Genomic DNA, 14,325 nt, shown 5'->3' on the forward strand with positions numbered 1-14,325 from the left:
GATGTGACAGGGAATGTGTCGTCTTCGGCCATCGATGAGGTTGCTGTCGTTGCTGGTGAGAGATGGTCAGCGTAAGTGATACCGGAAGGTGTTACTGCAGGGAAGGGCCTGTTCCCTGTCACATCGTCGGCGGCGACCTCCGAAGAGGATCGCCGCGGTCACCGCTGGATGGTCGATCCTGGTCCGATCCGGACGGTACGGCCGCTAGAGCCTGTCTCAAAGCCCCACTGTCCTACTGCGCGGCGCCCAGGCGGCGCCTCGCCGCGTTGTCGCCCCACCCCACAAAAACGCGAGGGACGGCTTCGCCGACCCGGCGCGTTTCCGCGGGGACCCCGGGAGGAGTCGCCAGCCAACACCGGGCTGGCTCCCTCCTCCGCCTCGCGAGGCACCACCTGGACACCGCTCGCTACGGACGGGGACTTTGAGACAGGCCCTAGTCGCGTTTGAGAAGGCTGGTCAGGCCGGCGACCACGGCGGTGGTGAGGACCCATCCGGCTGCCGTCAGCGCCCACGACCAGTACATGGCGCCGCCGTGGGCCTGCCAGGCCTTCTGCTGGCCCAGGTCCACGATCGGCAACAGCACGTCGAGGGTGTAGCCGAGCGCGTTGAAACCCGGGCCGTGCGCGTCGGCGCGGGTCAGCTCGTGCGGATAGGCATCCGTGAAGACCCAGGTGCCGAGAGCGAGCAGGCCGGCCAGCCAGACGGCCGCCAGCCAGGTGCGGTAGCCGTAGCCGACGGTCAGGTACAGCAGCCAGTTCGCCAGCTTCCCGGAAGGACCCAGGACCTGGCGGCGTCGCCACTGCTTGGCGAGCGCCACCCGCCGGACGGCGTCCTCGCGGCCGGCGCGACGGTAGGCGGCAGCGAGCTGATCGTAGATGTGGGGGACGTAACCACCAGGGTGACGGGTCAGCCAGCCGAGCCGGGCCCGTACGCCGACCGTGTCGTTCGCGAGAGCGTTGTAGACGAATCCGTGCAATCGCACGGTGGTAGGCCAGGTTCGTTCGTCGTCCTCGAAGATGCCGACCTGGGCGTTGGTGAGGTTCACGACGCCGTCAGGTCGTCGGCGAAGCAGCAGCAACAGCGCCGTGACCCTGCCGCCCTCCAGGTCCAGCGCCTGCCCGCCCGTGGCGGAGAGTACGGATCCGGCCAGGTGGAGCAGGCCGCCGATCCGCGCGCCGGACAGTTGGACCTCTCCTTCGGCGGTGAAGCCTTTGCGCAGGTACAGGTCGTTCTCGACGGCGAGCCGGAAGGCGCACAAGGCCCGGCCACCCGGGTTGGAGATGGTGGCCCCTTCGAGGGAGAACACCTCTCCGATACGGGCACTGAGCATACGAACCTCACCCTGGGCGGTGAACCCGTTCTGGCAGGACATGCCCCGGTCGACGGTGAGCGAGTCGGCGAGCAACGCGATCGCCCCAGGGTTGCTGAGCCGGGCACCATCGAGGGTGAGCTGAGCGATGCGCGCGCTGGGCAGGCGCACCTCGCCCTTGGCGGTGAATCCCCCGTCGCAGCACATCGCCTGTTCGACCGTCAGGCCGTCCGCGTTGAGCGCGCTCCCGCCGAGGTTGTCCAGGCAGGCTCCTTCGAAGGAGAGCCGGCCGCCGATCTTCGCACCGGTCAGCCGAACCTCACCTTCGGCGACGGCGCCCCCGTCGTAGAACATTCCGAGTTCGACTGCCAGCCGGTCGGCGTTCAGCGCGCGCCCGCGGGGGTTTCTCAGGCATGCTCCCCGGAAGGAGAGATAGCCGGCGACCTTGGTACCGGTCAGCCGCACCTCTCCCTCGGCGACGAACGTCCCGTCACAGTCGACGCTTTGGTCGACGGTGGCTCGGTCGAGCCGGAGCGCGCAACCGCCGGGGTTGGTCAGAGCGGCCCCGGTCAGCGACAAGACGCCCCCGATGCGAGCGCCGACCAGGCGGACCTCCCCCTCGACGGTGAACCCCTCCCGGCCGTCCAGGTTCTGCTTGACGGTCAGGCCGTCGGCCATCAGAGCGTCACCTCCCGAATTGGACAACCGGGCGCCGACGAAGGACAGCCGCCCGAGGTGCGCGCCGGGCAGGCGCACTTCGCCTTCGGCGGTGAATCCGTTCCGGCAGGTCATGGCCTGCTCGACGGTGATGCTGTCGCCGGTCAGCGCCCGTCCGCCCGGCTTCGACAGCCGGGCGCCGACGAAGGAGAGCTGGCCGCCGATACGTGCGCCCGGCATATGGATCTCGCCGATGGCCGTGAAGCCGTCCCGGCACCACATGCTCTCGGTGACGGTGAGCGCCTCGGCCCGCAGGGCGTAGGCGCCGGGACCGGTGAGGTGTGCCGCCTTCAAAGACAGGCTCCCGCCGACTCGGGCACCGCCCAGGGTGACGCCTCCCTCCGCGACGAGGCCGTCGAGGTTGAGATCACTGACGGTGCGCAGCTGGTCCGCGGTCAGCCCGGGCAGGTGGCAACCGGGCAGGCGAATGGCCGGTGCGGATGCCTCCCGCAGATTGACCGGCTGCTCGAAATGGCAGTCGGCCAGCAAGAGCGGGCAGATCAGCTCGACCGCCTCGAGGTCGAGTTCGCCGGTGATACGAGCACCGCGCAACTTCACCGCCCGTAGCCGGCCGCCGTCCGGTGTCCGTTCTCCGGTGAGCAGGTCGATCAGCACCCCGGCCCGTACGGTCCGCTCGGCTCCCCGCGCTGCCGCGTTCACGAGATCGTCGAGCCGCGCGTCACCGGTTCGGAGGTCGACGAGTGTTCCGGTGGCGGCGGCGTGCAGGAGTCGTCGTTCGGCGACGTCCGGCTCCTCGCGACCGAGTTGCGGATCGACGTGCGGCGTGGCCATCGCGGCGGTGCTCCTGGGGTAGCTCTTTTCGATCGGAGCCGGAGCGCCGACCGGCGGTCGTAATCAGGACACGTCGTACAACTCATCCAGGCCGATCAACGCGACCCCGTCCGTGCCGTCTCGGAGCCGTTCGTCGAAGCCGACCCCGCTGTAGCAGGCCAGAACGGTGTCCCGCACGTCGTAGCCGCGATCGCCCAGCAGGTCCCGTGCGCGACGCAGGCGGTCGACGTGCCGAACGCCCATGACGTCGCCCCACTTGGCCTCGCCGAGAGACAGCACCCGGCGCGGCTCGCCGGGGACCGCGGGCCCCAGGACGACGACGTCCACCTCGATCTGTTCGCGGCCCCCGCTGACCACACCGGCCCCCACGTCACCGGGGAGGTCACCGAAGACATGGCTTGGCGCGAGCGTCGCGAACTCCCGGCACATCTGCTCGAAGTGCGGCCCAGCGACCTGGGAGAAGAACCGGGGCTTTGCGTCCGTCCAGATCGGGGCGGCCCTGCCGCTCTCCAGCAGGCCCCATCGCGGTCGCATGACGACCTCGTAGAAGACGATCAATGGTTCCGCGATGCGATAGCGGGACCGTCCGCTGCGGAACAGATCCGCGTCCCGGCGCAGCAGGCTGCAGTCTTCCAGGACGTTGAGATGGTGTCCGATGTCGGCGGCCTTACGTCCGATATAGCCCGCGATACCGCCCCTGGTGTTGTTGCCGCTCGCAACGGCGGCGAGAATCGAATGGTAGAGCGCCGTATCGCGGACGTCGGCCTCTTCTTCCAGAAGATAGCGCGCTTCGCGGAACAACGGCGTTCCCGGGTCCAAGACGGTGTGCAGCACCCAGTCGTCGAAGTCGTCGAGACACGCCGGGGTCTGGTCGTTCACGAAGCGGCGATAGGCCGGAGTGCCTCCCACGATCGCGTGCAGAAGCACGGCGACGCGTGGCTCGGTGACCTCCCAGAACCGCGCAGCCAGAGGGTAGGGGAAGGGCCGGATCACGAGCTCGAGGTTTGCGCGCCCGCGCAGCGGGGCGCTCCCCGCGAGCAGGCCGCCCATGACCGACATCGCGGAGCCGCAGAGCAGGAGCGAGATCGGCGTTCCCCGTGACACTCCGCGATCCAGCTCCCGCTGCAGAATGGAAGGGAGCGCGGGCGACGCCTTGCTGAGATAGGGGAATTCGTCGATGACGACGGGCCCACGCAGGGAGTCTGCGACGGAGAAGAGGTACGTGATCGCCTCGTCCCATCCGGTGAACCGCGTGGGCACAGGGATGGCGAGATATTCGGCGAGCGCTTGGGCGAAAAGCGCCAGGGACTCGGTCTCGGTCGCCTCTGTCGCCCCGAAGTAGAAGCCCTCGCACTGCCGCGTGAGGGCTTCCAGCAGGTAGGTCTTGCCCTGCCGTCGGCGGCCGCTGACCACTCCGAGTTGCGGGCGATCCGGTCTCCGGGAGACGAAGGCCGCCAGGTGACGCCACTCGAAGTCCCGATCGAACAGGTGGGTCGGCTTGGCGATCATGCGGCCTCGTAAGTAGGGGTACATTTCGTCGAAGTATAGTTCGACGAAACACAGTCCTCCATCACCTGCAGGCTAACCTCCGGCTCTGAGCGAGGCGGCCGCTGCGCCCGCGATCGGCGGTCACACCCCGACGTCGTCCGCCGGTCTGACGGTGGTGGCGAATTCCTCGCAGCCGCCGACGACGGCCCACACCGTCTTGCCGCCCTGCTCCTCCAGCCTCCATCCCCAGTCCTGCGAGCACGCCGCCACGAGGAGCAGGCCCCGTCCGTCCACCCGATCGATAGAGCGCGCTCGGCAGTCGGGCGACGCCTCGCTGCTGTCCCTGACCTCGATCAGGACCGCGTCGCCCCGACGGGACAGGGCGATGCTGAAGACATCGCCGATCTTCATCGCGTTCGTCGCGAGTTCGGCGGCGATGAGCAGCGCGTCATCGGCCACCTCCGGAATGTTCCAGTCGGCGAGCGCGATCTTCGTCAAGATACGCGCCTGCTCGGCGGCCACGGGATGCGGCGGGAGCGGCAGCCCGTAGGCACGACTCTCGGGCCGCCGCACCGTCTCGCCGTCTCCCCCTTCGGCGCCCGATGTCACTGACATCCCACAGCCCTCCCCGATTCCGGTCTTCCGGTGAGAACCACACGATCACCGCCGATCGAGGTTCGTCCACCGAATTACGTGACCAGACTCACACGCTCGGTTACTCTTTGCGACGAACCGCGGCACACCGCGGCGCAACCTCATCACCCGATCGTCCGAACCTGGACGCGGTTTACCCCCTGGAGGCCGCAATGGTGGCACGACGCGAGGCGTACGAATCCCCCGCGATCCGAGCATTCGCCGCAGAGCTGGAGGCCTGGCGCGGCACGGCCGGGCTGTCCAAGGTCGAACTCGCCGAGACGCTCGGGTACACACCCCAGCTGATCGGTCAGCTCGAAGCGGGCAAGAACATGCCCTCGAAGAAGTTCGCCGAGGACACCGACACGCACTTCACCACGAACGGGCTGTTCGTCCGGCTCTGGAAGCTGATCAACGACACCCGCCACCTCGCCGTCCTACCGCCGGGCTTCGCCGACTACGTCGCACGCGAGTCCGAGGCATCACGGATGTACGTCTTCGAACCCAGCGTGGTCAAGGGGATCTTCCAGACCCCGGCGTACGCCTACGAGGTCCTGAAGGCCGGCCGCACCACGGACGAGGTCGACCAACTCGTCGCCAAGCGAATGGAACGTCAGGAGATCCTCCGCCGCCCGAGGCCGCCCCGCATCGTCGCGATTTTCGACGAGGGCGTCATCCGCCGCATCATCGGCGGCACTCAGGTCATGCGCGGACAACTCGGCCGCCTCATCGAGGTCGCGGAACAGCCCCACGTCACGCTGCAGATCGTCCCGAGCACCACAGGCGCGTACGCCGGGCTGCCGGGAGCGTTCACCATCCTGGGCTTCGACGATGGCCCCGACCTGGTGTACACCGAGGGCCACGTGGGCGGGCAGGTCGTCGCCGACGGGGCCACGATCCGTGAGTACGCGCTACGCTACGACCTGATCAGGGGCGCGGCGATGTCCACCGACGAGACCCTGAAACTGCTCCACGAGGTATTGGAGAGCCTATGAGCACGCCAAGCCCGTCGACCTCCCCCTGGCGAAAGAGCAGCCGCAGCACCGACACGGGAGGCGACTGCGTCGAGATCGCCGTCTGGCGAAAGAGCAGCCGTAGCACCAACACGGGCGGCGACTGCGTCGAGATCGCCGTTCTGACCTCCGCGACCGGCCGACGGGACCTCGAGCCCAGGTGACCCCGCGCTAATCGGCCGAGCCCCTGTCCGTCACCGGACAGGGGCTCATCACGTTCCAGACAGACCGTACGCCCGCCGGGCGCCGTGAATCAGCAGCCGAGGAGACGGGTGGCGAGGAATGCCTCCACCTGGTCGATGCCGATGCGCTCCTGGGCCATCGAGTCGCGCTCGCGGATCGTCACCGCGTTGTCCTCGAGGGTGTCGAAGTCGACGGTGACGCAGTACGGTGTGCCGATCTCGTCCTGGCGCCGGTAGCGCCGGCCGATCGCGCCCGCGTCGTCGAACTCGACGTTCCAGTTGCGGCGCAGCTGCGCGGCGAGGTCCTTGGCCTTCGGCGACAGGTCGGTGTTACGCGACAGCGGCAGCACCGCGACCTTGACCGGCGCGAGCCGGTGGTCCAGGCGCATCACGACGCGCTTCTCCAGCTTGCCCTTGGCGTTCGGCGCCTCGTCCTCGTTGTAGGCGTCCATCATGAACGTCAGCAGACACCGGTCGACGCCGGCCGCCGGCTCGATGACGAACGGGACGTAGCGCTGTTCCTTGTCCTGGTCGTAGTAGGACAGGTCCTGACCGGAGTGCTTGGCGTGCGTGGACAGGTCGAAGTTGGTGCGGTTGGCGATGCCCTCCAGCTCGCCCCACTCGCTGCCCTGGAAGTTGAAGCGGTACTCCACGTCGACGGTGCGCTTGGAATAGTGCGACAGCTTGTCCTTCGGGTGCTCGTACAGCCGAAGGTTGTCCTTGGAGATGCCCAGGTCGACGTACCACTGCAGGCGCGTGTCGATCCAGTACTGGTGCCACTCCTCATCGGTGCCCGGCTCGACGAAGAACTCCATCTCCATCTGCTCGAACTCCCGCGTACGGAAGATGAAGTTGCCCGGCGTGATCTCATTCCGGAACGACTTGCCGATCTGGCCGATGCCGAACGGCGGCTTGCGCCGGGCCGCCTGCTGCACGGCGGCGTAGTTAATGAAGATGCCCTGCGCAGTCTCCGGTCGCAGGTAGGCCAGGCCGGACTCGTCCTCGATCGGGCCGAGGTAGGTCTTCAGCAGGCCGTTGAACATCTTCGGCTCGGTGAAGGCGCCGCGCGTGCCGCAGTTGGGGCAGACGACGTCGACCAGGCCGTTCTCCGGAGCCTTGCCGTGCTTCTCCTCGTACGCCTCGATGAGGTGGTCGGCGCGGTACCGCTTGTGGCAGGACTGACACTCGGTCAGCGGGTCGACGAACTCCCTGACGTGGCCGCTGGCCTCCCAGACCTCGCGGGCCAGGATCACGCAGGAGTCGAGGCCGACGACGTCGTCGCGGCCCTGCACCATCGACTTCCACCACTGGCGCTTGACGTTGTTCTTCAGCTCGACGCCGAGGGGGCCGTAGTCCCAGGACGCGCGGAGGCCGCCGTAGATCTCGCTCGATGGAAAGACCAGGCCTCGGCGCTTGCTGAGGTTGACGATGGTCTCCATCACTTCGGAACGACGGGCCATGAGTGATCTCCATCCGGCTGGCGGTCGGCGGGTTCCCCGCGAATATGACGTACGGCGCCAGCGGCCGACCTGCAGGTCCGGCCACGGCGCCTGTGCTACTCAGCTTAGAACACCGCCGCCGGTCGCGCGCTCCAATACCCCGTCACGCACCATCACGCCGACGGCACCGGACGGCCGCGTACCTGAACCGCGGGCGCGTCAGAGATGATGCATCAGGTTCTCGGCGAGCAGTCGCGCGATCTCAGCGGTCTTGACGTGCTTGCGCGCCGCCGGCCGGAGCCCCGGGGAGGAGATGCGCGCGACCACGTCGTACCGCCTGACGAAGATCTCCATCCCCTGCGCGTCCTCCCGCCAGCAGGCCAAGCCGTCAACGTTCTTGATCCGCGTGAACCTGGCACGGCCGGCTCCCGGTCGCGTCATCTGGTCGTACGTGCTCCGTGCGGTGCGAAGGTCGTCGCGATAGCGCTTGGACTTGAAGACACGGAGATCCAGGTAGAGCGCGACACCCTGCTCGTCGTTCCATCGGCATCCCCAGGAGCCGGCACCGAAGGTGTCACCAGTGCCCTGGCTCTTGCCGGTCAGATGCCGAACGAGCGAGCGGTCGAGCAACCTGCAGGGATCCGAAACCGTCGTGCGCTCATACTTGTCCCCGCACCCGCCGAGAACAAGAACGACCCCAATCGCTAGACCCCCCAGACCACACCCAGCAACGGACCCCCGCCCGGCCACAGCACCACCCCGATCATCCCCTAACCCCCGATACCACGGAATGATCTTGCACCGCAACCAACCCGTCAAGACTGTGTGAACCACGTCTCAAGACTTGCCGAGGCGCCCGATGACCGCCCCTCCTAAGGAAGCGAGCCGGAAGGCAACTCTGAGTGAGGGACCGCCCGCATCACGCAAACGCCCCGCCGTCGGCACCGATCTTGCACTGCTTTAGCCCCTTAAACAGAAGGCATCTCACCGAGGCGACATGAACGGCGCATGGAGGCCAGCGTCCATCAGTGCGGCGGTCAATCCAGCCGCATCAGCGGAAATGCACGGCGGCCAGCGCGCTCCCGGCCGCCTCGGTCGCTGTGCGCGCCGCGTGCTCTTACTGGTGGAGGCCCGTCAAGGTATGGGCAACCTTGGCCACGACATTCCACGGAGAGTGACCACGGTTACTGTGGCGACATCCCGTTCGGGAGACGCGAGCAGCCATGCTTCGTCACCGGCGCTGGAGACCTGCACAAATTTCCTGTGGTTCGCCAGACGAGAAACGATCTAGCCCCGTCCAAGAAACAGAGGAGTATCTCGCCATTTACTAAAAGCCACTCCCTCACTTTCTCTAATCACTTGCGGTCAAGATCAACAATATCATCAAGCTCGACCTCACCTTACACGCCAATCGTCTATCTGCTGAATAGCTCCTTCCCAATTGGCATCCGAGTGCCGCGGAACAGGCAACCTAATGCTTGTTCCATCGGTGCATATCAACATCACACGCCGGCCTACCACTGAGCGGCGAATCTCAATCCGATCTATGGCCCCTCTAGGAACAAATCTCGTTCTCCAGCTTCGAACCACCGCTTTGTGGTCGTCAAGCTCAACGCGATACAAAGCAGTTTCGGCAACATTAACGGCCAGTCCGATCAAAAAAATCGCTGCATAAATCCCCAAGCGCGCCATCTCCTCACCCGCGAGCAATGCCACGACACTACATGCAACCCCCAACAAAGCCGGGCCGACCACGCCCGACCATCGCAATGTGGCCTTGAGAATGATTTTTTCTGAAGTCACCAGTCACTCCGAGTGAGACAGACAGACGTTATTTAGTATAGTTCCATTTTCGCCAATCGCCCATTATGTTCCACTTATATGAGTCAGCAAACTGCCTAACCTGATAAGGGAATGGGTGATTCATATCTGGCACATGCTGAACCATCCTTCCAATAACGCCTTCGCCTATTTCGGCATCGATTTGACTTATCTCTGCTACACGTGGCGCCAATTTATTGATATAGGAGGTATTGAATTCCGAGAGTTTATCAAGAAACATAGTTGCCGCAGCGGCTGCCTCGGCCTTTCCAGCCATATTCTTGAATAGAATACCCCCCACCACGCCAACGAACCAGGTACAAAGCTGAGTCAGCTCACCATTCATTGCATTAACATCGTCCGCTACCGAAGTAAGGATTCCAGAGATTTTCTTAAATTGATTACCGATAACCGCTATAGAGTCCTCATTTAGTGTCTGCATCCAGTTCACATATGCATCTTTTGCTTGACCTTCCCAGTGCTCACCAAGCACCTTTATTGCATTTTTAATCGACTTTGTCGAATTATCGACATCCACCCCTAGCTTAGTCCACTGCAGCGCCGACTCCCGGATTGATGGCGGATCACCCCACAAGCCCTTCATATTTTGCTCTACCGCCCCGCCGAGCGATGGGTTGATTTTATATGCGAGGGAAATTGCTGCGCTGACCGGCCCAGGAAAGCTCTCCGCCATAGGTTAATTCCTCACACTTCCACCGAGGATATCTCCAGGGTTGTCACCTGGCACTTGCACTTGATGCGTTGGCAGACTCTCTCCTCCTTGTGAAACAGTCGAGGCGGCTTCCGCATCACCGTAGTTCTTCGCTACCCATTGAAGCCCGCTAACCACCTCTGCCATTAGGCTGGCTATTCCAGGAACTATATCGTTCGAGTAGCGCGCTCTCACAGACTCAAGGGACGAGACGAAGTCATCTCCTGCTATCGTAAATTCGTCCCCGTCGGTATAAAGCTCCCCCAAGGAAGCTGGAATGGTGGTGCTCCATTGCTCTCTAAGATCGTTCAATAGGACGGCGTGCTTCTTGAGCTGGCGCCGCTCGACGCTAAAGTTTTCAAACATTCCTATCCCTTCATATCAAAGCTAGCAGGCGCCTGCCGTCGCCACCACAGCGCAAAATCTTGGAGAGATTGCAATCGGATCCTCCGAGCTTCCGACTGCGCGTTGCTAAGCTCCCTGACGACCTGGTCTGCGAGTCGATCGACTCCGATCTTCTTGAGGGAGCTCGGATGCAGTTTGACGGTGACCCTAGTGTCCGCGAGATTGGTTTCGATGTAGCCGAACCCAGATCCGATCTCGCGGCGCACAAACTTGCCATCGAACGACTCCGCTGCGCGCGCCATCGATTGTAGTACTTCAGAGCATTCCGCGATAATATTCCTTGTGTTCTGAGAGTCCGAGTAGTCGACATAATCGTAGCTCTCATAAATCGACGCATCGAAGATGCTATCTCCAAGGCTCCGTAGCGTCCGAAGAGCAGGATACTTCAATTCGTCGAATCTTTTACCGAACTCACGCCCCGCTGCGCGCGCACGATTAATCGCCATCGTAATTCTGTCGTCAATCCCATACGGATAATCCAGGGCACGCTCGGCGATAACAAGCTTGAGAAGCTCCCCCAATCCATTAGCTGTCGCGACGACAATTTCCTTATCATCACCTCGGCTGATAAGTTTCGTTTCGAGTAGACGAGAGCTCTTCTTGCTCCACTCGCCCATCTGCTGCAATGTCGCTCGAGCCAGAGCGAGATCATCGGAGATAACTTTGACCCCCTAGCATAAGTTAATAGATTGTTCGAGTGCAGGCGGCTTTTCACCTCAATCTGCGATCACTCACAGTCGGCTTACCAGCCTATAGATTGCCACTAAGGGATCCGTCGTCGCCCCTTCCTTTTTAGGGTCGCATATAGCGCGAGAAATGTTATGGCCATAGCACCCCCTGCAGCGACATAGATGGGAAATCTATTAGGACGCCCAGTTGTTTTGACGGCGACTGGTGCCCGAGATGGCTTGGATTCTCCAGAAGCGATCTTGCTGGCGCCACTGCTGTTCCATTTGCCGGACAGCGGGTTAGGTACATCACCCGTGGCCTTATCAACCAGAGCATGGTAGGGCCGTACGAGACCGTAACCGGTAGCGTCATCCCGGCCCGGCGCTCCAACGTCACGCGCAGTGGAAGTAATGCGCTGCACGACCTCGCCTGCGGACATCTTGGGGAACTTCGATCGCACCAGTGCAACGACACCCGAGGTCAGCGCAGATGCCTGGCTGGTGCCATTCCAAACTGGAACGAACTCGCCACTCTTGTTGACCGATCCTGCGCGCACGCCTGGTGCCGCCACCATAACGTATGGCTGGCGCTGCGTCTTCACCCACGGATTGAACGTATGGTCGACTGCTCCCACAGCAAGGACGCCACGGCACTCTGCGGGCCACTCTTTGTCATTAGGGCCGTCACCATCGTTGCCTGCAGAGGCTACGATCACCACGTCGTGGTTTAGAGCGTAGGAAATGGTTTGTTGGGTTGATTCTCCGCAGCCGACCCAATCAGGACTCGGCACGCCCTGAGAAATGTTGATCACACTGGCCCCGTGATCAACGGCATATCTAATCCCGTTCTCAATCTCTCGGTTGCCAGCCTTCGCGCGAATCGGAAGGATCTTGGCCCCGGGCGCTACACCGACCATTCCGCTACCTGCCCCCTGGCCAGCAATCAAGGCTGCCATCGCGGTTCCATGGCCGTTTTCTTGCGTGTCGAAGTCGGTACGGCCGTCGCCCTTGCCAGCATCCATGTCGGCACCGGGAATTACGGCACCACGCAGCTCGGGAAGGCGCGCGTTGACGCCGCTGTCGATTACCGCCACCGTGACACCTTTGCCATTGGTGATCGGCCAGACCTTCTCCTGGATGTCCCACGTGCCGAACCACCACTCTTCCGCCCGTGGCCTAGTCTCGCTGTACGCGGGAGGTGTCGTTATCAAGACCGAGGACATCACTATCAAGGTCGACAACGTGCGCTTCGCCCACGTCGAAGCGCCTTTGCGAGATTCCGAGCTCCGTACCGACGTCAGCGGACGCTTCGGCGTCAAGAGCGAAGAGGGATCTGTCGGTGAGGCCCAACATCGATGCCTGGCTGAGATCTTCACCAGTCTCCTCTGCCGACTCATCGACGAAGTCCAGCAGTTCCTGTAGCTCGTCGATAGTCAACAACTCGTCATCGTCCGACTTGCTGTCTCCAAACCGGTTCGGTGCTTGTCCAATCACATCCGGGACAGCCTCGGTGCCGCCGGTCCAAAGATCGCGATCCTCCGCAAGCCAGGTGGTCCGTTCGCGCTCCTTCTCATCGGACCGTCCCCCTGCGGATGCCAGAGGAGCCTCGTCTCCGCCGCTCCGCCCAACCACTCCGGCAGAACCCCGCCCAGTGCTCGGTTGCTGAGACTCCCCCGGAATGCTCAGTCTCCCGGCACCCGGCCTTGGCAGCCCAGTGCCTGAGACGAACATTCCTCCCGGACCGCTTGTCCCGAACGCCCCTGTTCCCGATCCCAGAGGCGCGCCACCAGCACCACCACCAAGCAGTGGATCACCGAGACCGAGGCCTCCGCTAGTCGAATGTGGCACCACAGGCGCCGCACCGGCCAGATCCGTGCCACCGGGGCTCGGGATTCCGGAGGAACCCCCTGGATGTCTCGGCTTTCCAGGTGAGAGATCTCCACCGGGCCTTGACGGCGGGAGTTGCTCGTGGGATGAATGCGGAACCCGGGGCCGTCCCAATCCGCCATATCCGCCCGTGGTGCCCCCACCACCGCCACTTCCGGATGCGGTGCCGCTCCCGGGGTTTCCGTCCCCGGGGCCGTCACCTCGGTCTGGGATGTCTGGCAGGTTCTTTTCGATCTGGGGTGGCATGCCGTCCCAGGTCTGGGCGATGCGCTCGTTGAGGTTCTTCATCACCTGGGCGGCTGCGGTGGTCGCGGCGGGTGAGCTGGTGTTCTTGGGCCACTTGATGTTCTTGTACATCGGGAGGATCGATCCGCCGTACCACTGCAGCGACTTGGCGGTCTCGTTGCTGCGGATGACGAGCTCGCTGGCGGTCCCGTAGAGGTGGCGCAGCGCATCCTGGGCCGCGTCCGCCGCGGGGCCGCTCCAGTGGTCGGCCAGGACCTTCGCGGCGTCGTAGATGGCGGTCTGGACGTCGTTGAGCGCGGTACCCATCGCGTCGTAAGCCTGGGCGGCGGTGGTGATCTTCCCGGGCTGGGTCGCGGCGATCATGTTCTTGACGGTCTCCGCGTCGCCGTAGGAGCCGGCGCCCGCGGGCCGTCCGCCGCTCTTGATGACGTAGGTCTGGTGGTCAACAGCCATGGTGAGTCCCCGGCTCAGTCGGCCGACGGCACGTTGTGCCAGGTCGGGTTCTCGGCTGAGGCCGGCTGCGCCTGGCCGCCGATTCGCCGCTCGTGCTTCGTCAGGCCCGCTTCGGTGTCGGCGTAGTTGGCCGCCGTCTTACGCAGCGTCTGGATGGCGGCGGCGTACTGCCGGATGAGGTCCTGGAACACGGCGGTGATGTGTTCGTGGGCGGCCTGGGTGGTGCCGGCGAGTGCCTGGCCTGCGTCCCAGTTGCCGAGCTCGGCAGCCGTGACGAGCCCCTGGGCCTGGACGTTGCCAAGGGCGCCGGTGCCACCGAGGGCCTCCAGCGCGTCCTCGAGGATCGAGGCGGCGTGGCCGATCTTCGATGGAGCCCACTTGACATCCGGGGCGCCACCGCCGATCCACACCTTGGGGTACTGCGACCCCGACTGCGTGCCCCCATCGTTGAGCGGCGGCATTCGCCCGTCCCCCTTCTTGACTTGTGCACCCCCGTGCCTGCAAGGCTTGTCAAAGTACAGAATGACTAGCTGTCATGTCGAGGGCGTAAAAACCGGAAT

General features: G+C 64.0%; 13 protein-coding genes. 2 read left to right on the top strand and 11 right to left on the bottom strand.

What is annotated here, in order from left to right; genetic code table 11:
- Positions 1 to 433: 433 nt before the first annotated feature.
- From NE236_RS14980 to NE236_RS14990, 3 genes are all read right to left on the bottom strand, one after another.
- Positions 434 to 2,818: a hypothetical protein gene (locus tag NE236_RS14980; protein ID WP_252842573.1), complete on the bottom strand. Its 2,385-nt coding sequence runs from the start codon at positions 2,816 to 2,818 to the stop codon at positions 434 to 436.
- 63 nt (positions 2,819 to 2,881) lie between these two features.
- Positions 2,882 to 4,327 carry an ATP-binding protein gene (locus NE236_RS14985; RefSeq protein ID WP_252842574.1) on the bottom strand — a complete coding sequence of 482 codons (1,446 nt, stop codon included), beginning with the start codon at positions 4,325 to 4,327 and terminating at the stop codon, positions 2,882 to 2,884.
- A gap of 120 nt (positions 4,328 to 4,447) precedes the next feature.
- Positions 4,448 to 4,921 (bottom strand): ATP-binding protein, encoded by a 474-nt coding sequence (locus NE236_RS14990; RefSeq protein ID WP_252842575.1) that lies wholly within the window; start codon positions 4,919 to 4,921, stop codon positions 4,448 to 4,450.
- A 191-nt stretch (positions 4,922 to 5,112) separates the two neighbouring features.
- Here NE236_RS14990 and NE236_RS14995 point away from each other — a divergent pair, with 191 nt between their 5' ends.
- Both NE236_RS14995 and NE236_RS15000 read left to right on the top strand, forming a co-directional pair.
- The gene (locus tag NE236_RS14995) at positions 5,113 to 5,934 is read left to right on the top strand and encodes a helix-turn-helix domain-containing protein (protein ID WP_252842576.1); all 822 of its coding nucleotides are present in this window, start codon (positions 5,113 to 5,115) and stop codon (positions 5,932 to 5,934) included.
- Positions 5,931 to 6,116 carry a DUF397 domain-containing protein gene (locus tag NE236_RS15000; protein WP_252842577.1) on the top strand — a complete coding sequence of 62 codons (186 nt, stop codon included), beginning with the start codon at positions 5,931 to 5,933 and terminating at the stop codon, positions 6,114 to 6,116. Before NE236_RS14995 ends, NE236_RS15000 begins: the two co-directional genes overlap by 4 nt.
- 89 nt (positions 6,117 to 6,205) lie before the next feature.
- Here the strand turns inward: NE236_RS15000 and NE236_RS15005 are convergent, their stop codons facing one another.
- The 8 genes from NE236_RS15005 to NE236_RS15040 all read right to left on the bottom strand — a co-directional run bounded on the left by NE236_RS15005 (position 6,206) and on the right by NE236_RS15040 (position 14,226).
- Positions 6,206 to 7,594 carry a glycine--tRNA ligase gene (locus NE236_RS15005; RefSeq protein ID WP_252842578.1) on the bottom strand — a complete coding sequence of 463 codons (1,389 nt, stop codon included), beginning with the start codon at positions 7,592 to 7,594 and terminating at the stop codon, positions 6,206 to 6,208.
- A 198-nt stretch (positions 7,595 to 7,792) separates the two neighbouring features.
- Positions 7,793 to 8,203 carry a hypothetical protein gene (locus NE236_RS15010; RefSeq protein ID WP_252842579.1) on the bottom strand — a complete coding sequence of 137 codons (411 nt, stop codon included), beginning with the start codon at positions 8,201 to 8,203 and terminating at the stop codon, positions 7,793 to 7,795.
- Between the two features lie 1,201 nt (positions 8,204 to 9,404).
- Positions 9,405 to 10,088 carry a WXG100 family type VII secretion target gene (locus NE236_RS15015; RefSeq protein WP_252842580.1) on the bottom strand — a complete coding sequence of 228 codons (684 nt, stop codon included), beginning with the start codon at positions 10,086 to 10,088 and terminating at the stop codon, positions 9,405 to 9,407.
- 3 nt (positions 10,089 to 10,091) lie between these two features.
- Positions 10,092 to 10,472: a hypothetical protein gene (locus tag NE236_RS15020; protein WP_252842581.1), complete on the bottom strand. Its 381-nt coding sequence runs from the start codon at positions 10,470 to 10,472 to the stop codon at positions 10,092 to 10,094.
- A 2-nt stretch (positions 10,473 to 10,474) separates the two neighbouring features.
- Positions 10,475 to 11,128 carry a YbaB/EbfC family nucleoid-associated protein gene (locus NE236_RS15025; protein WP_252842582.1) on the bottom strand — a complete coding sequence of 218 codons (654 nt, stop codon included), beginning with the start codon at positions 11,126 to 11,128 and terminating at the stop codon, positions 10,475 to 10,477.
- 146 nt (positions 11,129 to 11,274) lie between these two features.
- Positions 11,275 to 12,420 carry a S8 family serine peptidase gene (locus NE236_RS15030; protein ID WP_252842583.1) on the bottom strand — a complete coding sequence of 382 codons (1,146 nt, stop codon included), beginning with the start codon at positions 12,418 to 12,420 and terminating at the stop codon, positions 11,275 to 11,277.
- The gene (locus NE236_RS15035) at positions 12,356 to 13,765 is read right to left on the bottom strand and encodes a WXG100 family type VII secretion target (RefSeq protein WP_252842584.1); all 1,410 of its coding nucleotides are present in this window, start codon (positions 13,763 to 13,765) and stop codon (positions 12,356 to 12,358) included. The genes NE236_RS15030 and NE236_RS15035 overlap by 65 nt, the downstream gene beginning before the upstream one ends.
- Before the next feature lie 14 nt (positions 13,766 to 13,779).
- Positions 13,780 to 14,226 carry a hypothetical protein gene (locus NE236_RS15040; protein WP_252842585.1) on the bottom strand — a complete coding sequence of 149 codons (447 nt, stop codon included), beginning with the start codon at positions 14,224 to 14,226 and terminating at the stop codon, positions 13,780 to 13,782.
- Positions 14,227 to 14,325: the final 99 nt, after the last annotated feature.

This window comes from Actinoallomurus purpureus (assembly GCF_024055795.1).
Taxonomy (GTDB): Bacteria; Actinomycetota; Actinomycetes; order Streptosporangiales; family Streptosporangiaceae; genus Actinoallomurus; species Actinoallomurus purpureus.